Raw genomic sequence first — 26,303 nt, 5'->3', positions numbered from 1 at the left:
CCGTGGTTTTGCGCAGTTCCCCGCGCCCCTTTGGGGCGACCCCTGCGTGGTGCCGATGTCCGGCGGGTGCGGGTCGTCCGTCTTTCGCGCAGTTCCCCGCGCCCCTGAAGGGGCACCATCCTCCTCGTGCAGTCGCGCTGCTGCGGGAGGGGGTGGGCGGGAATCTCTGCCCGCAGACTCCGATGCTCTTCAGTCGGACCACATGAACGTCGTACCGAGCGTGTCGGATCGAGGACGGAGAATCCCGACCGGCACCGACCCGAAGAACAAGCAGATGGCGCCCCAAAGGGGCGCGGGGAACTGCGCAAAAACGAGAACCGGCCCGCACCCGACGAACAATCCCGAAGGGGCAGCATCCAGGGGCGCGGGGAACTGCGCACCCACCGAGCGACGGCACAGGAACAAGTGCGGCCACCCGGACAGACCTCACAAGCGCAAGCGGAGGCGACCCGTGCGGGAACGAGTGCGTCCAGCCGGGAGGACCACGACCCCCGCCGGGTCAGAACGCCGGGCGTTCGGGATCCAGCTCCGCACGCCCCGCGTGCGGACTGCTCGCCCGGGCGAACCACCGCCGCGGGATCCGCCCCGCGCGATACGCCAACCGCCCGCCCTCGGCAGCATGCCGCACCGCCTCGGCCATCAGCACCGGCACCCGCGCCCGCGTCACCGCGGAGGCCAGCATCACCCCCGCGCATCCCAGCTCCATCGCCAGCGCCACATCGGACGCCGTCCCGGCCCCCGCGTCCAGCACGACCGGCACCCGCGCCTGCTCCACGATCAGCTCGAAGTTGTGCGGGTTGCGGATACCGAGCCCGGACCCGATCGGCGACCCGAGCGGCATGACCGCCGCGCACCCCACGTCCTCCAGCTTCCGGGCGAGCACCGGGTCGTCGTTGGTGTAGGGCAGGACCGTGAACCCGTCGTCCACCAGGGTCTCGGCCGCGTCCAGCAGCTCCACGGGGTCGGGCAGCAGCGTGCGCTCGTCGGCGATGACCTCCAGCTTCACGAGATCGGTGCCCAGCGCCTCCCGCGCCAGCCGCGCGGTCAGCACCGCCTCCCCGGCGGTGAAACACCCCGCGGTGTTGGGCAGCACCTGGATGCCGAGCCGCTCCAGGACGGACAGCACGGAACCCCGGGTGGTGGGGTCGACCCGCCGCATCGCCACGGTCGTCAGCTCCGTACCGGACGCGACCAGCGCGCGTTCCAGCACATCGAGGCTGGGCGCGCCGCCCGTCCCCATGATCAGCCGTGAGCCGTAGGTCGTACCACCGAGGACGAAGGGGTCGTCGGCCATGGGTCAGCCTCCCTGGACGGCGGTGAGGACCTCGACCCGGTCGCCCGTGGTCAGGACGGTGGACGTCCACCCCGCGCGCGGGACGACGGTCTCGTTGAGCGCGGCGGCGACCCCGCCCGGCGCGGTGGTGAGCGTGGCGACGAGCGCGCCGAGGGTGGTTCCCGGCGGCACCTCGCGGGCCTCGCCGTTGAGGGTGACGGTCATACGGACTGCTCCTGGGGGAGGGCGTGGACCGGGGTCCGGAAGCGCAGCGGGCTGAAGGGCCGGGCGGTCCCGGGCAGTTCGCCGTTCACCAGCGCGTGCGCGAGCACGTCCCCGGTGACGGGCGTGAGCAGCACACCGTTGCGGTAGTGGCCGGTGGCGAGCAGCAGACCGTCCAGGGCGGTCGGCCCGAGCAGCGGCGCGTTGTCGGGGGAGCCGGGCCGCAGCCCCGCGCGGGTCTCGGTGAGCGGCAGCTCGGTGATGCCGGGCACCAGCTCATGGGCGTCGCGCAGCAGCTCGTACACGCCGCCCGCGGTGACGGTGGTGTCCCAGCCCAGCTCCTCGCTGGTCGCGCCGACGACGAGTTCGCCGTTCTCCCGGGGGACGAGATACACCTGGCTGCCCCGGACGACGGCCCGGACCGTCCGGTTCAGGAACGGGGCGTACCGCGGCGGCACGGTCAGCCGCAGCACCTGGCCCTTGACCGGCCGGACCGGCGGCAGCACGTCGTCCGGTACCCCGGCGAGCCGGCCGCTGAGGCTGCCCGCGGCGAGGACGACCTGCCCGGCGGCGAGCCGGGTGCCGTCCTCCAGCGCGACGCCCACGGCCCGCTCACGGGCCACCAGAAGGCTCTCGGCCCGGTGGAGGTGGAAGTCCACCCCGGCCGAGCGGCAGGCCGCCACAAGGGCCGCGGCGAGCCTTCTGGGGTCGATCTGGTGGTCGTCGTCGACCCGCAGTCCGCCGCGTACCCCGGGCGCCAGCATCGGCTCCAGCCGCCGGCACTCCCGTCCGTTCAGCCACCGGGAGCTGAGCCCCGCACCGGTCTGGAGTGTGTGCAGATCCCGCAGATGGGCCCGGTCGTCGGCGTCGAGCGCCACCGCGAGCGTGCCGCAGCGCCGGTAGCCGAGGTCGAGCCCGGTGACCCCGGTGAGCTCCGCGACGAACGCGGGATACCGCTGTGCCGAGGCCAGGTTGAGGGCGAGCAGGGTCTCCTCGCCGTGGTGCAGTTCGGTGACGGCCGCGAGCATGCCCGCCGCGACCTGTGCCGCCCCGCCGCCGGGCCCGGGGTCCACGACCACCGTGGCCAGTCCGCGCTGCGCCGCCCGCCAGGCGGTCACCAGGCCGATGATCCCGCCCCCCACGACCAGCACGTCCGCTGTACGCGACATGGGTGTCCAGCCCCTCCCTTCGCCGGCATGACCCGGATCAGGTTCGTACGGTCGGAGGCCGGTCAGCCTCCCTCTCAGCCCGGTGCGTCCGGGCTCCCGCGAGTGCTCTACGTTGGCCACCCTAACCCGTCCTCGTACGCCTCAGTAAGGGAGCCGTCACCCGTGACAGCCCAGGACACGGCGCCCCGCGCCCCCTCGCTCGACGGCCGGACCCTCGCCCCGGTGGCCGACCAGGCGCCCGGTCAGGTCGGCACCGGGACCCGGTTCGCCTACCACGAGCGGGACGGGGTGGTCTGGGCCGACTACGCGGGCGGTGACGTGGCGCGCGGACATCTCGTCGGCACGCGCGCGGGGGACCGTCTCGACTTCCGCTACGTCCAGTTGCGCACCGACGGCACCACCGCGTCCGGCCACTGCGTCTCCGAGGTGACGGCCCTCCCGGACGGCAGGCTGCGGCTGACGGAGACCTGGGAGTGGGAATCGGGTCCGGGGCGGGGCACGAGCGTGGTGGAGGAGCTCACGACCGGGGGACGACGCTGACCCGAGGTCGTCTGTCTATGGTGGCGGGGTGAGTGAGCGGACCGGGCCCCCCGCAGCGGTGGCCGCACAGGCAGCGTCAGAAGCACCGGCCGACCTGGCACCGGCGACCGGCGGCACGCCGGACCTCCCGCGCGCGGGTGAGCGGGTCGTCGTCGCGGGCGCGGGCATGGCCGGGGTGCAGACCGCCGTGGCCCTGCGCGAACAGGGCTTCACCGGGTCCGTGGTGCTGATCGGCGCCGAACCCCACCAGCCCTACGACCGGCCGCCGCTGTCCAAGGCCGTCCTGCTCGGCAACGCCGAGGGCTCCGCCTTCGACATCGACTTCGAAGCCCTCGGCGTCGAACTGCGGCTCGGCCTGGAGGTCACCGGCGTCCGCCCCGGCGACCACGCGCTCGACACCGAGGACGGCCCCGTCCCGTACGACACGCTCGTGATCGCGACCGGCGCGGAACCGGTCCGGCTGCCCGGCTCGGAGGGTGTGCCCGGGGTGCATCTGCTGCGCACCCTGGACGACGCGCAGCGGCTGCGCCCGGTGCTCGCCGACCGGCACGACATCGTGGTGGTCGGCGCCGGATGGATCGGCGCCGAGTTCGCCACCGCGGCCCGCGAGGCGGGCTGCGCGGTGACCGTGGTCGAGGCCGCCGACCGGCCGCTGGCGGGCGCGCTGCCCGCGGACGTGGCCGCGCCGATGGCCGGCTGGTACGCCGAGGCGGGCGTGAACTTGCGCACCCACGCGCGCGTGGCGCGTGTCGAACCGGGCCTGGTGGTCCTCGACGACGGCACCGCGCTGCCCGCCGGGGCCGTCGTCGTCGGCATCGGCGCCCGCCCCGCCACCCGCTGGCTCACGGGCTCGGGGATCACCCTGGGGGACCACCGGGAGATCGTCGCCGACGACCGGCTGCGGACCTCGGCTCCCGATGTGTACGCCGTCGGCGACTGCGCCTCCTTCCCCTCCGCGCGCTACGGCGAACGCCTCCTGGTGCACCACTGGGACAACGCCCTCCAAGGCCCCCGTACGGTCGCCTCGGGCATCGTCGGCGGACCGGCCGCCCCCTACGACCCGGTGCCGTACTTCTGGTCGGAGCAGTTCGGCCGCTTCGTCCAGTACGCGGGCCACCATCCGCACGCCGACACGACGGTCCGGCGCGGGGACCCCGCCGGGGCGGCCTGGTCGGTGTGCTGGCTGCGCGGGGACCGGCTGGTGGCCCTGCTGGCCGTGGGCCGGCCGCGTGACCTCGCCCAGGGCCGGAAGCTGATCGAGGCCGGTGCGCCGCTGGACGCGGAGGCGCTGACGGACCCGGCCCGGCCGCTGAAGTCCGCCGTCCGCTGAGCCGCCGGGACCGGCCGGGAGGGGTTCTCCGGGGGCTTGTACCACCCGGCGCGGCGGGACGCGCGCAGCGGGCCGCTTTTCCGTTGCCGGAGTGAAGTGGCACGCTTGGGTACGTGACCGAGATTGACGTAAAGATCGATGCGCTCGTCCCCGCCTGGCTCACCCTCCCCGACATCGCCGAGCAGTTCGGCGAGGTGGTGACCCGTGTCCGGCAGCTCGTCAGGGACGGGCAGCTCATCGCGGTACGCCGGGGCGAGAACAGGGCGCTGCACGTACCCGCCGCCTTCATCGACGGCGACAAGGTCGTCAAGGGCCTCAGCGGCACCCTGACGCTCCTGCGGGACGACGGCTTCAACGACGAAGAGATCCTGGAATGGCTCTTCACGCCCGACCCCACCCTGCCGGGCACGCCCGCGCAGGCCCTGAGCGAGAATCGCGGTACGGAGGTGAAGCGCCGAGCGCAGGCGCTCGCCGTCTGAGCGATCCAGCATCCGCCGCCCGAGCGGCGGCACCGCCGGTGTGCGGGCACGGGCCGCCCGTGCCCGCACACCACCGTCCGCACCACCACCAAGGGCCGTCCGCACCACCACGGCCCACGCTTTGCCACGGCCCACTCACCACCACGAAGCACGCATCACCACGGGGGGACACCGCGTCATGCCCAGCTCCACGCGCCGCGCCCGGCTCGCCGACGCCCGCCTCTACCTCTGCACGGACGCCCGTACCCGGCAGGGCGACCTGCCGGAGTTCCTGGACAGCGTCCTCGCGGGCGGTGTCGACATCGTGCAGCTGCGCGACAAGGGCATGGAGGCGGCCGAGGAGCTGGAGCATCTGCGGGTCATCGCCGACGCGTGCCGCCGGCACGGCGCGCTGCTCGCGGTGAACGACCGCGCCGACATCGCCCACGCCGCGGGCGCCGACGTGCTGCATCTGGGCCAGGGCGACCTGCCCGTCCCGGCGGCCCGCGCGATCGTCGGTGACGACGTCCTGATCGGCCGTTCCACCCACGCCCTCCCGGAGGCGCGGGACGCGGCCGTCCAGCAGGGCGCCGACTACTTCTGCACGGGCCCCTGCTGGCCCACCCCCACCAAGCCGGGCCGTCATGCCCCCGGGCTCGACCTGGTCCGGCACACGGCCGCGCTGGGCACCGACCGGCCGTGGTTCGCGATCGGGGGGATCGACCTCGGCAACCTCGACCAGGTCGTCGAGGCGGGCGCCCGGCGCATCGTCGTCGTCCGCGCCCTGACCGAGGCCCCGGACCCGGGAGCGGCGGCCCGTGAGTTCGCGGAGCGGCTCCGGGAGCGGTAGCGGGTGCGGTGGCCGGGCCGGGGGCAGCGACCCGCTCGCGGTCCGTGTTCCGTGATCCGGGTCCGGCCCGAGAGCCACGCGCCGGGGCCCGCGGTCCGCGGTGATGTCCGTATCGTGGACGGAACCGGTCGGCCCGGTGCGTGCCGGCGCACGGAACAGGCCATGCGTTGTCCGAAGCGTGGACAGCGGCACGCTATTCGTCCGTAATGTCCGTCGCCCGGTTGGGGGACGGCCACGGGCTGGCTAACCTGCCCGTATGGCCCTAGGCACTGCTTCCACCAGGACGGACCGCGCACGCACGGTGCGTGACATGCTCGCGTCGGGCAAAGCGACGTACTCGTTCGAGTTCTGGGCGCCGAAAACGCCCAAGGGCGAGCGGAACCTGTGGAACGCGCTGCGCCGGGTCGAGGCGGTCGCCCCGAGCTTCGTCTCGGTGACCTACGGCGCGGGGGGCTCCACCCGCGCGGGCACCGTCAAGGCCACCGAGAGCATCGTCGCGGACTCGACCCTGACCCCCGTCGCGCACCTCACGGCCGTCAACCACTCCATCGCGGAACTGCGCAACATCATCGGCCAGTACGCCGACGCGGGCATCCGCAACATGCTCGCCGTCCGCGGCGACCCGCCCGGTGACCCCATGGGCGCGTGGGTCCCGCACCCCGAGGGCCTCGCCTACGCGGCCGAACTGGTGCGGCTCATCAAGGAGTCCGGGGACTTCTGCGTCGGCGTCGCCGCCTTCCCGGAGATGCACCCCCGTTCCGAGGGCTGGGACCAGGACGTCCGGCACTTCGTCGACAAGTGCCGCGCGGGCGCCGACTACGCCATCACCCAGATGTTCTTCGACCCGGAGTCCTATCTGCGGCTGCGCGAACGGGTGTCCGCGGCCGGATGCGACACGCCGATCATCCCCGAGGTCATGCCCGTCACCAGCGTGAAACAGCTCGAACGGCTGGGTCAGCTGAGCAACGCGGCGTTCCCGGACGAGCTGAAAGAACGCATCCTCGCGGCGAAGGACGATCCGGCGGCTGTACGCTCCTTGGGAATCGAGTTCGCGACGGAGTTCTGCGCGAGACTGCTGGACGAGGGCGTCCCGGGGCTGCACTTCATCACGCTCAACAACTCGACGGCGACGCTGGAGATCTACGAGAATCTGGGCCTGCACCACACGCCGGCCTAGACCGGCCGTGCGCGGAGGGGCGCAGGCCGCACGAGAGGGGCGTACATGGGCTGGGCGGTCCTCTACATCGCGTTCGGCATCGTCGCGCTGTGGCTGCTGGGTGAAGTGCTGTTGCAGTACAAGGCGAGGCTGCGCTGGCGGCTGCTGGCCTTCAGCGGCTTCCTCGCCGTGGTCATCGGTGTGCTGCTGCCGTCGGTGATCGTGATCGGAATCGGCGCGATGGCGTTCGCCGTCGGGCAGACGTACGTGACGATGTCGTTCCGCCGGGGCTTCTCCACCGGCTGGGCCATCGGCGGCCGGCCGGGCGCCAGCAAGCGCCGCCGGGGCGGCGGACATCAGGAACCCGCGCTCCAGGTCTCCGGACTGGAAGCGGACGACAACCCGTACGCGGCGGGCGACTTCGGCGCCGCACCGCACCCGGGGAACGACGGCTTCCCCTACGAGGCCGCCGGACCGGAGCCGGTCACCATGGTCCACGCACCGGTCCACGCGCCGGAGCCGATGCCCGACGACACCGGCGGCTACGGCGTCTACAGCGAGTCCCCGCAACCCCCCGCGTCCCCCGGCCAGGACTTCGGCTACGACACCTACTCCGGCTACGACCAGGGCCACGGCTACGACCAGGGCGGGCAGCGCTACGCCGCCTACTCCGACCCGTACATCGGCACCCAGACCTATGACGGCGTCGGCGCCTCCTACGACCCCTACGGCCGCCAGGGCCATGAGCAGGCCCCGCAGCACGACCCCTACGCCCCGGGCGGCGGCTACCAGGAGACCCCGCCGGGCGGCGTGTGGGTCCCGCAGCAGCGCGGCACCCCCGAGGGCGCCCCGTACTCCGGCGAGCCCGCGCCCGACCAGCAGCACTACCCGTATCCCCCGCAGGGCGACGACTACCGCTCCGACCAGGACACCGGCTACGACGAGCGGCAGCCCTACCACTACTGAGCCCGCGCCCGCCGCCGGTGCGCGGCGGGCGTGCCTCACTGGGAGCCGCGGAACTCCGGCCCCTCCACGATCAGTCCGGCCACCAGCGCCCCTGACATACCCGCGTGCGGCAGCCCGCCGCCGGGGTGCGACCAGCCGCCGACGGTGTACAGCCCGGGGACCCGGGTGGTGTTCGACGGGCTCAGCAGCCGCCCCCCGGCCGCCGCGAGCGCCGGAGCGGGCACCGCCCCGCCCGGCACGCCCGTCGCCTCCTCGATGTCCGCCGGGGTGCGCACCTCGTGCCACAGCAGCCGCTCCCGCAGCCTCGGCACCGCGCGCCCGGCCGTGTCGATCATCCGCTCGGCCAGCCCCAGCAGGTCCTCCCGCCGGTCGCCCGCTCCCGCGCCCGCCGCGACCGTCGCCGTGAGCGTCACCGCCTCGTGCTCCGCGCCGGGCACGCCCGCGGGGTCACCGGTGCTCAGCACGGCCACCGTGGGTCGCTCCGGCAGCCCCGGTACGGCACCGGACAGGGCGTCCAACTCGCCGTCACGGTCGGTCGTGTGGACCACCGTGCGGTACGCGGTGCCCTCGGGGCGGGCGCCCCGCAGCGCCAGCATCACCGTGAGCCGACTGGCGGTCCCCGGGCGGGCCGGGACGGCCTCCGGCGCGCGCGGCTCCGTGCCCGGGAGCATCCCCGCCAGCACGGCGGGCGCCACCCCGGCGACCACATGGTCCGCCTCGGTCACGGAGCCGTCGGCCAGCTCGACGCCGGCCGCGCGGCCGTCCTTCTCCACGATCCGGGTCACCGCCGTGCCGAAGCGGAACTCCACCCGGCGCGCCAGACACCGCTCATGGACGGCCCGCGCCAGCTCGCGCATACCGCCGCCCACGGACCACACCCCGAACGTCTGCTCCAGGTACGCCAGCACCGACGCGCCCGCCGGGGCCGTCCGCGGGTCGAGCCCCCACTCCAGCGGATAGCTCTCCAGCAGGGCGCGCAGCCGTGGTTCGCCCGCCAGTTCCAGCTCGGCGATCCCGCTCACGGTCGTCGCCACCAGGTCGCGGCGCAGCAGCCGCTTGCGGGGCAGCGCCGGGTACGGCTCACGCTCCGCCAGCACCTCCCAGTTCGGCCACAAGGGCTCCTCCAGGAGCGGGCGGCGGGCCCGGTCCCAGGCGTCCCGGGCGCGGTTGACGAACGCCGCCCACAGCGCGCCCGCGTCCCCGCCGAGCGCGGTGTCCAGCGCCTCGGCGACGCCCGCGCGCGACGCGTGGGGCAGGAACACCTCCGTGCCGTCCGCGAAGACATGGCGGGACGCGGGCTCCACCTGCGACAGCTCGACGCACCGCTCCAGCGGCTCCTTGCCGGTCTTGACGAACAGGTCGCGCTGCACGGCGGGCAGCAGCAGCAGACCGGGGCCCGTGTCGAACGTGAATCCGTCCCGCGCGAAGGAGCCCACGGCGCCGCCGTAGGTGTCCCCGCGCTCAAGGACCACCACGCTGTGGCCCGCGATGGCCAGCCGCGCGGCGGCCGCCATGGCGCCCATGCCCGCGCCGATCACCGCAATCCGTCCCATGCGGCGACTTTATCGGCCACCACCGACAGCGCCGCCGGGAGGCCGCCGACAGGCCCCGCACGGGGTCCGTGGCGGCTCCGGCGACGGCCCCGACGAGGACGGCGGGCCCGGACAAGAGGACGCGGGCCCAGACCTGAGTACCGGTACCTAGCGGCGGAGATGAGTACCCGCGCGGATGGGCCGCCACCCGGGGAAACGGGAGAGTGGAGGCACGGAGGAGGACGCCGGGACGGTACCGCCGACACGGGGCGGCGGAACGGAATGGCGCTCCTTGACCGTGGCTCCCCCTGACCAGGGGAGCGGTGACCGAGGAGCCGGGGGGTGTCCAGGGCTCCACGGGCACAGGATCGCCGTGGCGACACGGAGGACCGCGAAAAATGGGGGACACGGGGGGAACGCGCCGCTGCGGCGAGGGCTCAGGGGGATGAGCTTCGCTGGAGCGGCGCGTTCGTCCGCCGTGGGTCAGCGGTCGGTCCACCGCCCGCCCGCCGTACCGCCGTCTGCCGTCCCCGCGTCCGCCGCGCGTGTCAGGCGCCGCCGCCGACGCGTCCCTGGAGCAGCCGGGACAGTGCCGCGTGGACGTCGTCCAGTGAGCGTTCGGGCTGGAAGGAACGCCAGTCCAGCGCGGCCACCAGGACCATGCCGACCAGCGCCGCCGAGGTCAGCGGGACGTCGATGTCCCCGCTCAGCTCCCCGCGCTCGACACCCGTCCGCAGCACACCCTCGACCACCGCGACGGTCTCCTGGCGGACCGCCATCAGGGTCGAGTTCCACGACCGGTTGGTACGCCACAGCTCCGCGACGTAGAGCTGGGTGAAGGACGGGTACCGCTCGATGAAGACGAGCCCCGCGCGGACCATCGCGTCCAGCGCGTCCGCACTCCCGCCACCCGCGCGCGTGGTGCTCTCCGCCGCGTCGCGCAGGGACGCGGTCAGCAACTCCACGCCGTGCCGCAGCAACTCCTCGAACAGGACGGACTTGCTGGCGAAGTTGTAGTACACCGTCCCCTTGGCCACTCCGGCCCGTTCGGCGATCTCGTCCACGGTCGTCGCCGAGAAGCCCTGCTCGGCGATGAGGGTCACAGCGGCCTCGTACAGCTTCTGCCGGGTCGCCTGACGTCGGGTGCTGCTGCTGTCCATGGCTCCGATTCTCACAGGGCCGGCCATGCCCCCGGTGCGCCGGTCACGGTCGGACCTCCCGTGGCCGGGGATCGTCACGCCGCCCTCGTGCGGTCCGCTCGTGAGATCCCCGGAGCCCTCGTACAGCGGGTGCGCCCCGCCGTCCGGATCGCCCGCTCCGGCCCCGGGAGGCCCACCCCCGCTCCCACCCCCGGTCCAGGGCCGGCGGGCCCGTCCGGGCGCCCCTGAGGCCTTGTGGAGCCCCTCGGCGCCGTCCGCGGCCTTCGTGGCGCCCTTGTCGGGCGCGTGGACCTCCGCGACGCGCTCGCGCGACCGGCCGCCGCGGTGCACCGCCGGGGACGGACACCACGACCACCGCCAGCCCCCGGCGGCCGGTGCCGGCCGACCCGGACCGCCCGGCACCGCGGGCGGGACGAAAGCGCGGGCGGGACGAAAGACGGTGTTCACAAGGCGATAGGGGAGGCAATGTCCACGAGGCAATAGGGTGGGGCGGACCTGAAGCCTCACCGGTCGGCACGGCCCCGAGCCCATCCGCCCGGGAGGCCCACCCGATCGCTACCGCCGCAGGACGGGCGGTGCCGTGCCGAGGAGTCAGTTGCAGTGTCGGACCCGATGCGCCCCCGCGCTTCCCTCCGAACCGCCGTGGTCTGGGACGTGCTGAAGGACGCCCTCGACCAGCGGGTCAAGACCACGGGACGCGACGTGCTCGACGTCCTCGACACGGGCGGCGGCAGCGGCAATTTCGCCGTGCCCGCCGCCCACCTCGGCCACCGGGTCACCGTGGTCGACCCCAGCCCCGACGCCCTGTTCGCCCTGGAGCGCCGCGCCGCCGAAGCGGGCGTCGAGGACCGGGTCAAGGGCGTCCAGGGCGACGCCCACGGCCTCTTCGACGTCGCCGAGCGCGACAGCTTCGACGTGGTCCTGTGCCACGGCGTCCTGGAGTACGTCGACGACCCCGCCGTGGGCGTCCGCAACGCCATCGGCGCGCTGCGCCCCTCCGGGGTCCTCAGCCTGCTCGCCGCGGGTCTCGGCGGCGCCGTCCTCGCCCGTGCCCTCGCCGGTCACTTCACCGAGGCCCGGCGCGCCCTCGGTGACCCGGCCGGCCGCTGGGGCGACTCCGACCCGGTGCCCCGGCGCTTCACCGCCGACCAGCTCACCGGGCTGGTCACCGCCGCCGGTCTGCGGGTGGACGCCGTGCACGGGGTGCGGATCTTCGCGGACCTGGTGCCCGGGGTCCTCGTGGACACCGAGCCCGGCGCCCTGGAGGCCCTTCTGAAGCTGGAGGCCGCCGCCGCCGAGCAGCCGGCGTTCCACTCGGTGGCGACCCAGTTGCACGTGCTGGGCACCCGGCAGGATGCCGCGTAACCCTGACGGACCATGGTCAAACGCCGCTGATCAGGTCCGCAGTGGCACATGGAGTACGCCACACGCCACCCGATCGGGCGCCACTCGCCGTATGATCGGGGGAGACGGTCCGGCATGACGGACGGGTCGCCGGGGAATGGACGCCTCAGCGGGCCGGAGCGCCATGACGGGTTCTGACTGGCGAATTGGCGTAGAGGGGCGGGTTTCACGGGGGCGATTCCCTGCCTATCCTGAAGGGAACCCCCCGGTCGCCCCGGCGACTGCACGATGAGGAGGACTCCGTGCCGCTCTCGGAGCACGAGCAGCGAATGCTCGAGCAAATGGAGCGAGCGCTGTACGCCGAAGATCCCAAGTTCGCGACAGCGCTTGAGGGAAGCGGGCTGCGTACGTACACCCGGCGACGGGTGTATCAGGCGGTCGCAGGCTTTCTGGTGGGTATCGCGCTCCTCATGGCCGGTATGGTCGCCCAGCAGATCTGGATCAGCGTGGTGGGCTTCCTCGTCATGCTGGGGTGCGCGGTGCTCGCCGTGACCGGATGGCGTAAAGCGCCGAAACCAGGTGAGCAGCAGGCGGCGGGTCAGCCTGCGGCGCGACAGCAAGGGCGCCAGCGGCGGTCCGTGATGGACCGCATCGAGCAGCGGTGGCAGCGCCGCCGCGACGAGCAGGACGGCTCCCGCTAGGGCGCCCGCCTCTCGGCGGTCCGGCCACCGGAGGATGTCCCTGGCGGGACGGCCTCCGCGCACTTTCCGCTTCCCGCCCCCAGGTCCTCGACCTGGGGGTCTCTCACGTGCCCTGTTGCCCGTACGCCCGGCGATGCCCTGGGTGGTCCCGGCCATCCGCGTCCTGTCCCTGTACAGGTCGTCCGTGGGTGCGCGGTTCCCCGCGCCCCTGGGTTTCCTGTGCTGGGCCCATTTGTTCCTGTGCGGGTACCCGGTGGTTTCGCGCAGTTCCCCGCGCCCCTTCGGGCGCACTTCCGGCCCGGGCCTTCCGGGTGCGGGCGGTCTCGCCGGGGGCGTTCGGCTGGGCCTGCGTGTCCCCGTGCGGGTACTCGGTGGGTGCGCAGTTCCCCGCGCCCCTTCGGGCCGCGTCTCCTCCGTAGCCCGCCGGCTGCGGACAGCGACCCGCCCACGCCCAGGGCGACAACCCAGGGCCGCGAGGAACCGCGTACCCCAGTCCGTCCCGCGCAGGGACGCGTACGTCCAGGTGGACGTACCCAGGGGCGCGGGGAACTGCGCACCCCCGTCCGGCCCGCGCAGGGACACGTACGTCCAGGTGGACGTACCCAGGGGCGCGAGGAACCGCGCACCCCGTCCGGCCCGCACGGGGACATGTACGCCCAGGTGGACGTACCCAGGGGCGCGGGGAACTGCGCACCCCCGTCCGGCCCGCACGGGGACACGTACGCCCTGGTGGATGTACTCAGGGGCGCGGGGAACTGCGCACCCCCGTCCGGCCCGCACGGGGACGCGTACGCCCTGGTGGATGTACTCAGGGGCGCGAGGAACTGCGCACCCCCGTCCGGCCCGCACGGGGACGCGTACGCCCTGGTGGATGTACTCAGGGGCGCGAGGAACTGCGCACCCCCGAACGGCCCGCACGGGGACGCGTACGTCCAGGTGGACGGACCCAGGGGCGCGGGGAACTGCGCACCCCCGAACGGCCCGCGCAGGGACACGTACGTCCAGGTGGGCGGACCCAGGGGCGTCGGGCGAAGGCCACCCGCACGCAACCCGGCACCCCCGGACCCTCGGGACCCCGGAATCCACGAACCCCCGGAATCCACGAACCCCCGGAATCCACGAACCCCCGGTCCGCGGGCCGTCGGGTCCGCGAACCGGGGGAGCGAATCATGGCGCGGGGGTCCGGGGGAACCGGGCCGGACCGGTCAGGGTGCTTCCGCGCCGCCCCGGACGGGGAACCGTGCGCGGAGCCGGGCCAAGCCGCCGCCCGCGCGGCCCCGCAGGGCCTGCCAGCGGTCCGACAGGGCCCACACCACCCGTACCGCCGACCGGGGCGCCAGCAGGGCCCGCAGCCCGGCGCAGCGCCCCATGGACGCCCGCAGGGCACCCCGTACCGCGCGTACCTCGTCGGCGAGGCCCGCGGCCGCCCGGGGGGCGGGCGCGTACAGCACCTGCTCCACCGCCTCCGCGACCTTCCGCAGGGACTCCGCGGCCCCCGTGTCCAGCCGGGCGACCCGGGCGATCCGGGCCGCCGTCGTACGGGGTGTCTCGGAGGCGTCCGGGGCGATCCCGTGGTCCCACGCGGTGTCCAGGAGTTCCCGCCACACCAGGAGGACCCGTGTCGCCGCGTCCGAGTCGGTCCGGCCGCCCGAGGCGCCGAGCCGCACGGCCCGCTTCCGCAGCCGCCACAGCATCGGCAGGAACGGCACCGTGAGCGCGGCCACCACCCCCAGCGTGATCAGCAGGATCGTGCCGACCGGGGGGCCACCGCCCGACGAACCGGCGGCCACCGCCGGCGCCGCCGTCCCGCAGCCGCCGTCCAGCCGCTTCTGCTCGACCGAGCAGCTCTCGGAGGCCGACGGCGCGGCCGACGGCGCGCTCGACGCGGTCTCCGAGGGCGTCCCCGCCGGGGTGCTGGGCGAGCCCGCGGGGGTGTCCGGCTGGGTGTAGTCCGGAGTCGAACCGCGCGCGGGCGTCGGCTCGAACCGGGTCCAGCCCGCGCCCTCGAAGTAGAGCTCGGGCCACGCGTGCGCGTCCCTGAGCCCCACCGACATCTTCCCGTCGGACTGCGGGGTCCCCGGGGTGAAACCGACCGCGACCCGCGCCGGGATGCCCAGCGTGCGGGCCATCGCCGCCATCGAGAACGAGAAGTGCACACAGAAGCCCTGCTTCTGCTGGAGGAAACGCGCGATCGCGGCACTCCCGCTGCCCGCGGCCACCTCCGTGTCGTACGTGAAGCCGCCGTCCACCGCGAACCAGTCCTGGAGCTTCACGGCCCGCTCGTAGTCGTTCGAGGCGCCCGCGGTCACCCGCCGGGCCGTCTCCTCGACCACGTCCGGCAGCGAACCCGGTATCCGGGTGAACTCCTGCTTGAACTCGGGCGGCGGCGCCGGAGCCTCGGCGAGCTGGGCCGCCGTCGGCTGCACTATCAGGCTTCTGACCTGGTAGTCCGCGCCCTTGGTGGTCTGCCCGTGGTCACCGACCAGGGTCCGGCCCACCGGCTCGTACCGCCAGCGGCCGTCGATCTCGACCCCGCTCGCCGGGAACGGCATCGGCAGCCAGTCCTGCGCGTACCAGCCGGCCGCCTCGATCCGGGTGGTGACCTCGGATCGCTTGACCTCGGGGCTGAGCCCCGCGGGATCGGGGAACGTCGACGGGACATCGCCGATGTCCCGGACCGAGGGCTTCCACGCGCTGCCGTCGAAGGAGTCCAGGGCGACGATCCGCAGATACATCTCCTGGGTGTCGGGGGTGTTCGTGGTGTACCGCATCACCTCCCGGTCCTCGGGCTGGTTGAGGCTGTTCTGGAGCGACACCAGCGGATTGACGGCGGAGATCGTGCCGCCCTCCGCGTCGCCCGTGCCCCTGCCGCGTCCCGTCTCGCCCAGCAGGCCCCCGTCCAGCGCGGGCAGCGCCAGCGGGACGACCAGGGCGATCCCGAGCGTGAGCGCGCCGATCCGGCGGCCGGTGCGCACCGGGCGGGCGGACCCGCCGCCGCTCTCCAGCCCGCCGAGCACCCGGCCCCGGGTGGACGGCGGTCCGCCGAAGACCCGGCCCCACTGCGAGAGCCGGTCGCGGCCCTCGGCGAGCAGGAGCAGCAGATAGCCGGCCGCCGCCAGCAGGAACCACGCCCAGCCGGCCTCGCCGCCGCCGATTCCCGCGGCCACCGAGTACAGCGCGAGCAGCGGCAGCCCCGCCGGGGCCGCGCTGCGGCAGGTCACCGCGAGGACGTCCACCGCCAGCCCGATCAGCAGGACCCCGCTGATCAGCACCAGCCGGACGCCGTCCGTCAGCGGCGCCGGTATCGCGTACCGGCCGATGTCGTCGCCGCCGGTGCGGACCAGCTCCGCGAACGCGGTGACGGTGTCGGGGCCGGGCAGGAACCCCGCGACGGCCCGGTCACCGACGAACAGCGCGGTCAGCAGCAGCACCGACGTCGCGAGCTGCGCGAGGACGGTCACCGGCCGGGGCGTCGGGACCCGCCGGGCGACGATGCCGACGGCCGTCTGGCAGCCGATCAGCACGGCCGCCTGGACCAGCCAGGTGGGCGTCTCCATCAGCGGGACCAGCGAGGTCGCCGCCAGCAGTGTGGCGAGCGCGGCGCACAGCGCCAGTCGAGTACGGCCGCTCATGACCAACCCCCCGTTCCCCCCGTGAGCCCGGTGCCGACGCGCTCGCGGTCCGCCTGGCGCCACATGTCCGTGACACTCGATCCGGGTGCCACGGCGACAGCCGTCCAACCGGCCTCGCCCAGCATCCTCAGCCGTTCCCGGCAGTGCCTGCCGGGTTCGGCGCCCGCGCCCCGGCCCCATTGGTCGCTGTCCAGCACGAAGGCCACGGCCACCCCGCTGCGCTGCCGCATCCGGGCGACGGCCGCGGCCTGTTCCTCGTCCATGTCGCCGAGGAACGCCACCAGCAGCCCCTCGCCGCCGCCTTGCAGCGCGTCGTACGCGCGGGACAGGCCCTCGCTGTCGGAGTGCTCGACGACGGCCAGGGTGTCCAGCATCAGTCCTGAGGTGTCCGCCGAGTCATGACCGGCGCCGGTGAACCCGTCGGACCCCTCACCGGGCACCGAGGTCCCGGTGTCCGTCAGCAGCCGTACCGAGAATCCCCGTTCGATCATGTGCACCAGCGCGGACGCGGTGCCGGAGACGGCCCACTCGAACGCCGAGTCGGGCCCGGAACCGTCGTAGGCGATGTAACGGGTGTCCAGGAGCACCGTGCAGCGGGCGCGCTGCGGCTGCTCCTCGCGGCGCACCATCAGCTCGCCGTAGCGGGCGGTGGAACGCCAGTGCACCCGGCGCAGATCGTCGCCGTAGCGGTACCCGCGCGGGATCAGGTCGTCCTCACCGGCGAGGGCGAGCGAGCGCTGCCGCCCGTCGCCGTGCCCCGTCGACGAACCGCTGAGCCGCACCGCGGGCAGCGGCTCGACCCGCGGGACGACGGTGAGGGTGTCGTACGTGGCGAAGGACCGGGTGAGTTCGCACATCCCGAACGGGTCGTTCAGCCGCAGCTGGAGCGGCCCCAGCGGGTACCGTCCGCGCAGATCGGAACGGACCCGGTACGACACCTCGCGGCGCCCGCCCGCCTCGACCCGGTCGAGGACGAAACGGGGCCGCGGACCGAGGACGTAGGGCACCCGGTCCTGGAGCATCAGCAGGCCGGTGGGCATCCGCGACACGTTCTCCACCCGCAGATGGACCCGCGCCTCCGACCCCGCCGGGACCCGCCCGGGGGAGAGCCTGCGGCTGCCCGCCACCCGGTATCGCGTGCGGTACAGCACCAGCGCGCACACCAGCGGCAGCACCGCCAGCAGCAGCCCCACCCGCAGCAGATCGCTCTGCCCGAGCACATAGGCGCACACCGCGGCGGCCACCCCCGCGGCGAGGAAGGACCGGCCGCGGGTGGTGAGCCCGGCGAGGGCGGTGCGCACGCCGCCCCGGCCGTCCTCCGGATACGGACCGGACGGATCACCGGGGACCGTCATCACAGCCTCCGTACGCCGGGCGGACGCTCCCCGAAGGTCGCGGCATGCCCGGGATGCCCGTTGGCGTGCGGCTGCGCGACCGGGACCGGGGTGCGCTGGATGATGTCCTGGACGACCTGCTCGGCCGTCCGGCGGTTCAGCTGGGCCTGGGCCGTCGGCAGCAGCCGGTGCGCGAGCACCGGGGCGGCGAGCGCCTGCACGTCGTCCGGCAGGGCGTACTCGCGGCCCGCGAGCGCGGCGGCGGCCTTCGAGGCGCGCAGCAGATGCAGCGACGCGCGCGGCGACGCCCCGAGCCGCAGATCGGGATGGCTGCGGGTCGCGGAGACCAGGTCCACCACATAGCGGCGGACGGTGTCCGCGACATGGACCGAGCGGACCGCGTCGATCAGCTTGACGATGTCGGCGGCGTGCGTCACCGGCTGGAGGTCGTCGAGCGGTGAGGCACCGCCGTGCACCCCGAGCATCTCCAGCTCGGCGTCCGCGCTCGGGTAGCCGATCGACACCCGGGCCATGAAGCGGTCGCGCTGCGCCTCGGGCAGCGGATAGGTGCCCTCCATCTCGACCGGGTTCTGCGTCGCCACCACCATGAACGGGCTGGGCAGTTCGTAGCTGTTGCCGTCGATGGTGACCTGCCGCTCCTCCATGGACTCCAGGAGGGCGGACTGGGTCTTCGGCGAGGCCCGGTTGATCTCGTCGCCGATCACGATCTGCGCGAAGATCGCGCCCGGTTTGAACTCGAAGTCCCGCTGCTGCTGATCCCAGATGGACACCCCGGTGATGTCCGAGGGCAGCAGATCGGGCGTGAACTGGATACGGCGCACCGAGCAGTCGATGGACCGCGCCAGTGCCTTGGCGAGCATGGTCTTCCCCACGCCCGGTACATCTTCGATCAGCAGGTGCCCCTCGGCGAGGAGCACGGTCAGCGAAAGCCGTACGACCTCCGGCTTGCCCTCGATCACACCCTCCACCGACCTGCGGACCTGCTCCGCTGTGGTGGTCAGATCTGTGAGGCTCGCTCGATCGTCATAGGTCGTCACCCGGCCCTCCTCGGCCCTTCCCCTGGCCCCTCGCGGAGCCGGGCATTCCCCAACTTCCGGACCGGCGCGCGTTGCTGCGGCCCGGCCCACCCCGGAACACGGGCACCACTCGGCGGGCGTTCAGCGCGGTGCCATGTACGCGCATTGTTGTCGCCGTGACCGGTTCGTGTCACTCGGCTGTGGACAACTGGCCGCCGGGTGACCGGCTTCGTGGTGCACCGGAGCGCCCCAGCCTAGGCCGTCCGGGGCGGTGTCGTGGCACGTGGTCGGGTCGGCGGGGCACCGGGACCGCCGGTCAGGCACCCGGAAGGGGGGTGGGGGGAGGGGGCCATGAGGGGGGTGCCCGCGGGGTGGGAGGCGGCGGACGGCCCCGGCTCCGTACCGGAAGGGGCCGCCCGCCGGGCGGCTCACGCCGGGTCGATCTCCCGCAGCAGACCGGTACGGACGTCGAAGACGAAGCCGCGCACATCCCCGGTCTCCACCAGGAACGGCGAGGTCCGCACCCGCTGCATCGACTGCCGGACGTCCTGCTCGACATCCCGGAAGGCCTCCACCGCCCACGCGGGACGCTGGCCGACCTCCATCTCCAGCTCGTGGCGGAAGTCCTCGGTGAGGCTCTCCAGACCGCAGCCGGTGTGATGGATCAGGACCACGCTGCGGGTGCCCAGCGCGCGCTGGCTGATGGTGAGGGAACGGATCACGTCGTCGGTGACCACACCCCCCGCGTTGCGGATGGTGTGGCAGTCGCCCAGTTCCAGACCGAGCGCGGCGTGCAGGTCGAGCCGGGCGTCCATGCACGCCACGACGGCGACCTTGAGAACGGGACGGGCGTCCATCCCCGGATCGGAGAAGGCGGCCGCGTACCTGCTGTTCGCGCCGACGAGCCGGTCGGTGACGGTGGAACCGGCACTCATGGCGGCTTCGGTGCCTGACGGGAGGGGAGCGGAAGTCGTCATGACACCGACGGTAGTGCGCGCGGGGCCGCCCAGCAGGGCAGGAGAGGGGACAAAGAACGTCAATGAGGCTTGTTGTGAGGTAACCCACAAGCGTGAACCCGGCACTGCCGAACGGGTGGCTCCGGCGGTTTCGCGGCTTTGTGCGAACCATGCCCCCGACGCGCAGGCGCGTTGATTGACCGGGCGACACCGTGGACTAAAGTGACGCGAAGCGGGAGGCCGCGAGCCCTCCCCGCTGGACTGGCAGTCACCGGAGATCCGCACGATCTCCCCGCGCGCGCGAAGCGCCACGTACGGCTCGGCCTCCTCCCGCTCCGGTCGGCCGGCGCCCCCGGTGACCGGGACGGCGCCGGTGGTCCACCCTTCACGAGCGGGCGGGGCCCTGGCGGTATGTGCGCCGCGCCCGGATCCTTGAGAGGGCACATGCACGGGCGCGAAGGGGACATCCCCGATCCCGACCAGGCCACCCGGGAGCGGCCCCCGCACCCGGACGGCGACCCGCCCCCCGCCGCCGAGGACGGGCCACCGCCCCCCGGCACCCGGCACGTCCCCGTGATGCTGCGGCGCTGTCTGGACCTGCTGGCCCCGGCCCTGGACCCGGCCGGCGCCACGCCCCCGGTCGTCGTCGACTGCACCCTCGGTCTCGGCGGCCACAGCGAGGCGCTGCTCACCCGCTTCCCCGGCGTCCGGCTCATCGGCCTCGACCGCGACAAGGAGGCCCTGCGGCTGTCCGGGGAGCGCCTGGCCCGCTTCGGTGACCGGGCCACCCTGGTGCACGCCGTGTACGACGAGCTGCCCGACGTCCTCGACCGGCTCGGGATCCCCGCGGCCACGGGCGTGCTGTTCGACCTCGGTGTCTCGTCCATGCAGCTCGACGAGGCGGACCGCGGCTTCGCGTACGCCCAGGACGCGCCGCTCGACATGCGGATGGACCAGACGACCGGGATCAGCGCGGCGGAGGTCCTCAACACCTATCCGCCGGGCGAACTCGTCCGGGTGCTGCGCGCCTACGGCGAGGAGAAGCAGGCCAAGCGGATCGTCTCCGCCGTGGTCCGCGAACGCGCGAGGGAACCCTTCACCAACAGCGCCCGGCTCGTCGAGCTGATCCGCGCCGCGCTGCCGCAGGCCGTCAAGCGCACCGGCGGCAACCCCGCCAAGCGCACCTTCCAGGCACTGCGGATCGAGGTCAACGGCGAGCTGTCGGTGCTGGAGCGGGCCGTTCCGGCCGCGGTCGCGTCCCTCGCCGTCGGCGGCCGGATCGCCGTGCTGTCGTACCACTCGCTGGAGGACCGCCTGGTCAAGCAGGTGTTCGCGGCGGGCGCCGCGAACACCGCGCCCCCCGGGCTGCCCGTCGTCCCGGAGCGCTACCAGCCGCGGCTGCGACTGCTCACCCGGGGCGCCGAGCTGCCCACCGAGGAGGAGATCGCCGAGAACCGCCGGGCCGCGCCCGCGCGGCTGCGCGGCGTCGAACGCGTCCGCGCGGACGAGGCGGGATGACGCGCCGACCCCGGACGACGGACCGGGCGGGCGGACCGCCGGCGCGCACCGGGAGGGACACATGAGCCAGGGACCGAAGCTGCGCGGCCGGGCCGCGCGGCTGGCGCGGCTGCTGCCCGCCGGACCGAGCCGGGCGGCCCGCACCCCCTTCGTCCTGCTGATGGTGCTGCTGCTCGGCGGCGGACTGATCACCCTGCTGATGCTGAACTCGTCCCTGAACGAGGGCTCCTTCCGGCTGCGTGAGCTGAAGCTGGAGACCACCGAGCTGACCGACGAGGAACAGGCCCTCCAGCGGGACGTGGACGCCCACGCCGCGCCGGACGCCCTCCAGCGCCGGGCCCGGGAGCTCGGCATGGTCCCCGGCGGCGACCCCGCCTTCCTCGACCCGGACGGCACCGTACGGGGTGTCCCCGGCGCCGCCTCGCCCACCGCGCTGAGCGCCCCCGCGACCCCGCGCCCGGGGCTCGCCGCGCCCCCGGCGCCCACCACCGCACCGCCGTCCCCGTCCGCCGCCGCGCCGTCCCCCGGCGCCTCACCCACCGCGTCGCCCACCCCGTCCGCCGGCCCCGGCGGGAGCCCGTCCGCCGGTACCCCGGGGCCGTCCCCGTCCGGCAGCCCGTCGGGCACCCCGTCCGGCGCGGGGGCCACCGGGACGGTGTCCGGCGCCGACCCCCGGGCCGCCGCCCCGCAGAACCCGCCCGCAGCCCCCGCACCGACCTACCTCCGGCAGGTGACGCCGTGACCGACAGGGAACCCCCCAAGCGCCGGGTGCCACGCCCCGCCCGCCCGGACCGCCGTCCGCGCGCGGACCGCGGTGAACGCCTCTCGCACGACCCGGACCGCGCCCCGCGCGCCGACCGCCAGGACCGCGCCGACCGCCTCTCCCACAGCGACCCCCGGGACCGCGGCCCGCGCCCCGACCGCGCCGAACGACCCGACCGCACGGACCGCACGGACCGGAGCGGCGGCCGTACCGGCCGCGGCGAGCGCACCGACCGGGACCGGGACGAGCGGCAGGACCGCGCCGACCGCGCCGAACGACCCGACCGCACGGACCGCACGGACCGGAGCGGCGGCCGTACGGGCCGCGGCGAGCGCACCGACCGGGCCCGGGACGAGCGGCAGGACCGCGCCGACCGCGCCGACCAGGGCCGCGCCGACCGGTCCGGGCGGTCCGACCGCGGTGACCGCGCCGTCCGGGTCGGCCGTCCCGCCCGCCGCTCCGGGACCGGCGGCTCCGCCGTCCGGCCGCCCCGCCGCCCCGGGTCCGCGCGGCCCGGGGTGGGCCGGCGCTCCGCCCGGCCACCCCACGGCCCCAAGCCGCTGCGGCTCGGCAGCCCGAGGCCCCGGCTGCGGATGATCAGCGTGGCGATGACCCTGGTCATGCTCGCGTTCGTGGTCCGGCTGCTCCAGGTGCAGGCCGTCGACGCCGGCGAGTACTCCGCCAAGGCCGAGGCCAACCGCTATCTGACCCGGGTGGTGGCCGCCGACCGCGGCGGTATCACCGACCGCTCCGGGATCGCCCTCGCCACCAGCGTCGACGCGTACGACATCACCGCCGACCCGATGATGTTCACCCCGGACGAGACCAAGCTCCCCGACGCGCCCGCGCAGGCCGCTGCCCTCCTCGCCCCGATCCTCGACCAGGACACCGCCGAGCTGACCCGCAAGCTCAGCACCCCCGAGACGCGGTACGTGGTGCTGGCACGCCGTCAGACCCCGCAGGTGTGGAACCAGATCAAGGACCTGCGGACCACCCTCGGCGACAAGGCCGGGGCCGACCGGCTGGCGGGTGACAAGGACGCCGTCAACATCCTCGGGGGCGTCTTCCAGGAACCCACCAGTAAACGCGTCTACCCCAACGGCGACCTCGCCGCCGGACTCCTCGGCTGGGTCAACGCCGACGGCAAGGGCGGCGGCGGCATCGAGCAGCAGCTGGACAAGCGGCTCGCGGGCCGCGACGGCGAGGTCACCTACGCCCAGGCGGGCGGCCGTCAGGTGCCGACCGCCGGCGGCACCGAGACACCCGCCCTGCCCGGCTCCGACATCGAGCTGACCATCGACCGGGACATCCAGTGGGCGGCGCAGAACGCCATCGCGGAGCAGGTCAAGAAGTCCAAGGCCGACCGCGGTTACGTCATAGTGCAGGACACCCGCACCGGCGAGATCCTCGCGATGGCCAACGCCCCCGGCTTCGACCCCGGCGACCTCTCCCGCGCGGGCTCCGCCTCGCTCGGCAACGCCGCGCTCCAGGACGCCTTCGAGCCCGGGTCCACCGCCAAGGTCATGTCGATGGCCGCCGTCCTGGAGGAGAACGCGGCGACCCCGTCGACCAAGGTCACCGTCCCCAACCGGCTGCACCGCGGGGACCGGCTGTTCCAGGACGACATCGACCACCCCACCTGGTACCTCACGCTGAACGGCGTCCTCGCCAAGTCCAGCAACATCGGCACCATCCTCGCCACCGGCCAGCTGGGGAGGACCCAGCCCGAGGCCAACCGCGTCCTGCACTCGTACCTGCGCAAGTTCGGCATCGGCAGCCCCACCGGGCTCGGGTTCCCCGGGGAGACCCCCGGCATCCTCGCGCGGCCCGGCAAATGGTCCACCTCGCAGCAGTACACGATCCCCTTCGGGCAGGGCGTCTCCATCAACGCGATGCAGGCGGCCTCCGTCTACTCGACCATCGCCAACGGCGGGGTACGGGTCGAGCCCACCCTGGTCCGCGGCTCCCGCGGCCCCGACGACCGGTTCACCCCCGCGCCGAAGCCGAAGGAGACCCGGGTCGTCAGCGACCGGACCGCGCGGACCCTGTCCCGGATGCTGGAGTCGGTGGTGGACGACGAGGCGGGCACCGGCAGCAAGGCCCGTATCCCCGGCTACCGGGTCGCGGGCAAGACCGGCACGGCCAACCGCGTCGACCCGGTCTCCGGCAAGTACCGCGGCTACACCTCGTCGTTCGCCGGGTTCGCCCCCGTCGACAAGCCCCGGATCACCGTCTACTGCGCGATCCAGAACGCCACCAAGGGCAGCTACTTCGGCGGCCAGATCTGCGGCCCCGTCCACAAGGAGGTCATGCAGTTCGCCCTGAAGAGCCTTCAGGTCCCGCCGACCGGCACCGCGCCCGCCCGGCTGCCCGTCACCTTCACCCCCTGACCGCGGCGGTGGCCCGGCCCGCGGGCCGGGCCGCGCCACCCCCGCGCACCACCCGAGCCACCAGGAACCGCCCGTGACAACGATCACCCCCCGGCCGGGGAACCGATCGGGGAACCGACCGGACCGCGAAGGCCCCGCGCCCCTCCCCGAGGACCCCTCGCCGCAGGGTGACCGGCACCCGCGGACCGGACCCGCCGAGGAGCCGTCCGCGACCGCGGGCGAACCGCCCGCGTCCGGTGCCGCCGCGCGGAACGGGTCATTTGGTCCCGGGGCCGGTACGCCCGGTACGCTCACCGCCGTGTCACACGCTGATCAGTCGCAAACCACCCAGAAGGGCGTTTCCGTGACCTACCCGGGACCGCCTCGACCGGTTCATGTCTCCCCGACCCCGCTCGCGGAACTGGCCGATCAGCTCGGCCTCCCCACCGGGGGCGCCGCCGGCCAGGTCACCGGCATCACCCATGACTCCCGGGCGGTCCGCCCCGGTGATCTGTACGCCGCGCTGCCGGGCGCCCGTTTCCACGGCGCCGACTTCGCCCCGCAGGCCGCCGACCTCGGCGCCGCGGCGGTGCTGACCGATCCCACGGGACTCGACCGCGCCGCCGCCACCGGACTGCCCGTCCTGGTCGTCGACGACCCGCGCGCCCGGATGGGCGCCCTCGCGGCCACCGTCTACGGCCACCCCGGCCAGGGCCTGCTCCAGATCGGCATCACCGGCACCTCCGGCAAGACCACCACCGCGTACCTCGTCCAGGGCGGACTCGACGCGGCGACCGACGGGGTCACCGGACTCATCGGCACCGTCGAGACACGCATCGGCGACGAACGCCTCAAGTCCGAACGCACCACCCCCGAGGCCACCGACCTCCAGGCCCTGTTCGCCGTGATGCGCGAACGGGGCGTGGACGCCGTCGCGATGGAGGTCTCCAGCCACGCGCTGGTCCTCGGCCGGGTCGACGGCTGCGTGTTCGACGTCGCGGTGTTCAACAACCTCAGCCCGGAGCACATGGAGTTCCACTCCGGCATGGAGGACTACTTCCAGGCCAAGGCCCAGCTCTTCACCCCCGGGCGCAGCAGGCTCGGCGTCGTCAACCTCGACGACGAGTACGGCCGCAGGCTGGTCAAGGAGGCGTCCGTACCGGTCGTCACCTTCTCCGCCGAGGGCCACCCGGACGCCGACTGGCGCGCCGACGACGTCGTGGTCGGCCCGATGGACTCCACCTTCACCGTGCGCGGCCCCGACGGCGAGCGGCTCAGCGCCCGCGCCCCGCTGCCCGGCCCCTTCAACGTCGCCAACACCCTCGCCGCGATCGTCACCCTGACCGCCGCCGGACTCGACCCGCACCCCGTCGCCGAGGGCGTCGGCGCCGTCCCCGGGGTCCCGGGACGGCTGGAGCGGGTCGACGCCGGACAGCCGTACCTCGCCGTCGTGGACTACGCCCACAAGACGGACGCCGTCGAATCGGTGCTGCGCGCGCTGCGCAAGGTCACCGAGGGCAGGCTGCACATCGTCCTCGGCTGCGGCGGCGACCGCGACACCACCAAACGCGGCCCGATGGGCGCCGCCGCGGCCCGGCTCGCCGACACGGCCGTCCTCACCTCCGACAACCCCCGCTCCGAGGACCCGCTGGCGATCCTCGCGGCCATGCTCGCGGGCGCCGCCGAGGTGCCCGCCCATGAACGCGGCGAGGTGCAGGTCTTCGAGGACCGCGCCGCCGCCGTCGCCGCGGCCGTCGCGCGCGCCGAACCGGGGGACGCCGTGCTCGTCGCGGGCAAGGGGCACGAGCAGGGCCAGGACATCCACGGGGTGATCCGCCCCTTCGACGACCGGCAGGTACTGCGCGAGGCCATCGAGGCATCCCGCGCGGCCCGGCCCGCCGGTGACGGCGCGCCACCCGGCGCCACCGGCCCCGGCGCCCCGCGCACCGGCACCGCACAGACCAGCGAAGCGACCCAGCAGACCCAGGGATGA

21 protein-coding genes and 1 riboswitch are annotated in these 26,303 nt (G+C 74.3%); of the genes, 12 read left to right on the top strand and 9 right to left on the bottom strand.

Annotated features, from left to right (window positions below; genetic code table 11):
* Positions 1-499: 499 nt before the first annotated feature.
* From AB852_RS21700 to thiO, 3 genes are all read right to left on the bottom strand, one after another.
* The gene (locus AB852_RS21700; protein ID WP_073791163.1) at positions 500-1,294 is read right to left on the bottom strand and encodes a thiazole synthase; all 795 of its coding nucleotides are present in this window, start codon (positions 1,292-1,294) and stop codon (positions 500-502) included.
* Between the two features lie 3 nt (positions 1,295-1,297).
* Positions 1,298-1,498, bottom strand: a complete 201-nt coding sequence (gene thiS / locus AB852_RS21695; protein ID WP_073791160.1) for a sulfur carrier protein ThiS — start codon at positions 1,496-1,498, stop codon at positions 1,298-1,300.
* Positions 1,495-2,664: a glycine oxidase ThiO gene (gene thiO, locus AB852_RS21690; protein ID WP_073791157.1), complete on the bottom strand. Its 1,170-nt coding sequence runs from the start codon at positions 2,662-2,664 to the stop codon at positions 1,495-1,497. Before thiO ends, thiS begins: the two co-directional genes overlap by 4 nt.
* Positions 2,662-2,774: riboswitch (TPP riboswitch) on the bottom strand. It overlaps the preceding gene by 3 nt.
* 52 nt (positions 2,775-2,826) lie before the next feature.
* Between thiO and AB852_RS21685 the strand changes: the two genes are divergently transcribed.
* The 6 genes from AB852_RS21685 to AB852_RS21660 all read left to right on the top strand — a co-directional run bounded on the left by AB852_RS21685 (position 2,827) and on the right by AB852_RS21660 (position 7,964).
* The gene (locus AB852_RS21685) at positions 2,827-3,204 is read left to right on the top strand and encodes an avidin-fold protein (protein WP_073791155.1); all 378 of its coding nucleotides are present in this window, start codon (positions 2,827-2,829) and stop codon (positions 3,202-3,204) included.
* A gap of 166 nt (positions 3,205-3,370) precedes the next feature.
* Positions 3,371-4,534, top strand: coding sequence for an NAD(P)/FAD-dependent oxidoreductase (locus AB852_RS21680; protein WP_079184850.1), 1,164 nt, complete (start codon positions 3,371-3,373; stop codon positions 4,532-4,534).
* 113 nt (positions 4,535-4,647) lie between these two features.
* Entirely contained in the window at positions 4,648-5,013 is a 366-nt protein-coding gene (locus tag AB852_RS21675; RefSeq protein WP_073791152.1) for an Rv2175c family DNA-binding protein, read from the top strand.
* Positions 5,014-5,191: 178 nt separating this feature from the next.
* Positions 5,192-5,842: a thiamine phosphate synthase gene (gene thiE, locus AB852_RS21670; RefSeq protein ID WP_073791149.1), complete on the top strand. Its 651-nt coding sequence runs from the start codon at positions 5,192-5,194 to the stop codon at positions 5,840-5,842.
* A 256-nt stretch (positions 5,843-6,098) separates the two neighbouring features.
* The gene (gene metF / locus AB852_RS21665; protein WP_073791146.1) at positions 6,099-7,019 is read left to right on the top strand and encodes a methylenetetrahydrofolate reductase [NAD(P)H]; all 921 of its coding nucleotides are present in this window, start codon (positions 6,099-6,101) and stop codon (positions 7,017-7,019) included.
* A gap of 45 nt (positions 7,020-7,064) precedes the next feature.
* Positions 7,065-7,964 carry a hypothetical protein gene (locus tag AB852_RS21660; protein ID WP_073791143.1) on the top strand — a complete coding sequence of 300 codons (900 nt, stop codon included), beginning with the start codon at positions 7,065-7,067 and terminating at the stop codon, positions 7,962-7,964.
* Between the two features lie 35 nt (positions 7,965-7,999).
* Here AB852_RS21660 and AB852_RS21655 read toward each other — a convergent pair whose 3' ends face one another.
* Positions 8,000-9,517, bottom strand: coding sequence for a phytoene desaturase family protein (locus AB852_RS21655; RefSeq protein WP_073791141.1), 1,518 nt, complete (start codon positions 9,515-9,517; stop codon positions 8,000-8,002).
* Between the two features lie 527 nt (positions 9,518-10,044).
* Positions 10,045-10,656 (bottom strand): TetR/AcrR family transcriptional regulator, encoded by a 612-nt coding sequence (locus tag AB852_RS21650; RefSeq protein WP_073791698.1) that lies wholly within the window; start codon positions 10,654-10,656, stop codon positions 10,045-10,047.
* A 600-nt stretch (positions 10,657-11,256) separates the two neighbouring features.
* Between AB852_RS21650 and AB852_RS21645 the strand changes: the two genes are divergently transcribed.
* The gene (locus AB852_RS21645) at positions 11,257-12,021 is read left to right on the top strand and encodes a class I SAM-dependent methyltransferase (RefSeq protein ID WP_073791138.1); all 765 of its coding nucleotides are present in this window, start codon (positions 11,257-11,259) and stop codon (positions 12,019-12,021) included.
* A 281-nt stretch (positions 12,022-12,302) separates the two neighbouring features.
* The gene (locus tag AB852_RS21640) at positions 12,303-12,701 is read left to right on the top strand and encodes a DUF3040 domain-containing protein (protein ID WP_073791135.1); all 399 of its coding nucleotides are present in this window, start codon (positions 12,303-12,305) and stop codon (positions 12,699-12,701) included.
* A 1,205-nt stretch (positions 12,702-13,906) separates the two neighbouring features.
* Here AB852_RS21640 and AB852_RS21635 read toward each other — a convergent pair.
* The 4 genes from AB852_RS21635 to AB852_RS21620 all read right to left on the bottom strand — a co-directional run bounded on the left by AB852_RS21635 (position 13,907) and on the right by AB852_RS21620 (position 19,681).
* Positions 13,907-16,333, bottom strand: a complete 2,427-nt coding sequence (locus AB852_RS21635) for a transglutaminase TgpA family protein (protein WP_073791132.1) — start codon at positions 16,331-16,333, stop codon at positions 13,907-13,909.
* A complete protein-coding gene (locus tag AB852_RS21630; protein ID WP_073791129.1) occupies positions 16,330-17,688 on the bottom strand; it encodes a DUF58 domain-containing protein in 1,359 nt (452 codons plus the stop codon). Before AB852_RS21630 ends, AB852_RS21635 begins: the two co-directional genes overlap by 4 nt.
* Complete coding sequence (locus tag AB852_RS21625) at positions 17,688-18,725, bottom strand: AAA family ATPase (RefSeq protein ID WP_073791126.1); 1,038 nt, start codon at positions 18,723-18,725, stop codon at positions 17,688-17,690. The genes AB852_RS21630 and AB852_RS21625 overlap by 1 nt, the downstream gene beginning before the upstream one ends.
* Before the next feature lie 407 nt (positions 18,726-19,132).
* Entirely contained in the window at positions 19,133-19,681 is a 549-nt protein-coding gene (locus tag AB852_RS21620; RefSeq protein WP_073791123.1) for a beta-class carbonic anhydrase, read from the bottom strand.
* Between the two features lie 552 nt (positions 19,682-20,233).
* Between AB852_RS21620 and rsmH the strand changes: the two genes are divergently transcribed.
* From rsmH to AB852_RS21600, 4 genes are all read left to right on the top strand, one after another.
* Positions 20,234-21,178 (top strand): 16S rRNA (cytosine(1402)-N(4))-methyltransferase RsmH, encoded by a 945-nt coding sequence (rsmH, locus tag AB852_RS21615; protein WP_073791696.1) that lies wholly within the window; start codon positions 20,234-20,236, stop codon positions 21,176-21,178.
* Positions 21,179-21,239: 61 nt separating this feature from the next.
* A complete protein-coding gene (gene ftsL, locus AB852_RS21610) occupies positions 21,240-21,920 on the top strand; it encodes a cell division protein FtsL (RefSeq protein ID WP_073791121.1) in 681 nt (226 codons plus the stop codon).
* Positions 21,917-24,331 (top strand): peptidoglycan D,D-transpeptidase FtsI family protein, encoded by a 2,415-nt coding sequence (locus AB852_RS21605; RefSeq protein ID WP_425444179.1) that lies wholly within the window; start codon positions 21,917-21,919, stop codon positions 24,329-24,331. Before ftsL ends, AB852_RS21605 begins: the two co-directional genes overlap by 4 nt.
* A gap of 298 nt (positions 24,332-24,629) precedes the next feature.
* Entirely contained in the window at positions 24,630-26,303 is a 1,674-nt protein-coding gene (locus AB852_RS21600; RefSeq protein WP_079184849.1) for a UDP-N-acetylmuramoyl-L-alanyl-D-glutamate--2,6-diaminopimelate ligase, read from the top strand.

Source organism: Streptomyces uncialis (assembly GCF_001905345.1).
GTDB classification, from domain to species: Bacteria; Actinomycetota; Actinomycetes; order Streptomycetales; family Streptomycetaceae; genus Streptomyces; species Streptomyces uncialis.
This window is presented reverse-complemented; position numbering and strand designations above follow the sequence as displayed.

What these genes read in the sequence shown, in the direction of transcription:
- metF (WP_073791146.1), top strand. Translation starts at nt 6,099, where the DNA reads ATGGCCCTAGGCACTGCTTCCACCAGGACGGACCGCGCACGCACGGTG.
- AB852_RS21635 (WP_073791132.1), bottom strand. Translation starts at nt 16,333, where the DNA reads ATGAGCGGCCGTACTCGACTGGCGCTGTGCGCCGCGCTCGCCACACTG.
- AB852_RS21700 (WP_073791163.1), bottom strand. Translation starts at nt 1,294, where the DNA reads ATGGCCGACGACCCCTTCGTCCTCGGTGGTACGACCTACGGCTCACGG.
- AB852_RS21680 (WP_079184850.1), top strand. Translation starts at nt 3,371, where the DNA reads ATGGCCGGGGTGCAGACCGCCGTGGCCCTGCGCGAACAGGGCTTCACC.
- AB852_RS21660 (WP_073791143.1), top strand. Translation starts at nt 7,065, where the DNA reads ATGGGCTGGGCGGTCCTCTACATCGCGTTCGGCATCGTCGCGCTGTGG.
- AB852_RS21650 (WP_073791698.1), bottom strand. Translation starts at nt 10,656, where the DNA reads ATGGACAGCAGCAGCACCCGACGTCAGGCGACCCGGCAGAAGCTGTAC.
- thiE (WP_073791149.1), top strand. Translation starts at nt 5,192, where the DNA reads ATGCCCAGCTCCACGCGCCGCGCCCGGCTCGCCGACGCCCGCCTCTAC.
- AB852_RS21655 (WP_073791141.1), bottom strand. Translation starts at nt 9,517, where the DNA reads ATGGGACGGATTGCGGTGATCGGCGCGGGCATGGGCGCCATGGCGGCC.
- thiS (WP_073791160.1), bottom strand. Translation starts at nt 1,498, where the DNA reads ATGACCGTCACCCTCAACGGCGAGGCCCGCGAGGTGCCGCCGGGAACC.
- thiO (WP_073791157.1), bottom strand. Translation starts at nt 2,664, where the DNA reads ATGTCGCGTACAGCGGACGTGCTGGTCGTGGGGGGCGGGATCATCGGC.
- AB852_RS21630 (WP_073791129.1), bottom strand. Translation starts at nt 17,688, where the DNA reads ATGACGGTCCCCGGTGATCCGTCCGGTCCGTATCCGGAGGACGGCCGG.
- AB852_RS21620 (WP_073791123.1), bottom strand. Translation starts at nt 19,681, where the DNA reads ATGACGACTTCCGCTCCCCTCCCGTCAGGCACCGAAGCCGCCATGAGT.
- ftsL (WP_073791121.1), top strand. Translation starts at nt 21,240, where the DNA reads ATGAGCCAGGGACCGAAGCTGCGCGGCCGGGCCGCGCGGCTGGCGCGG.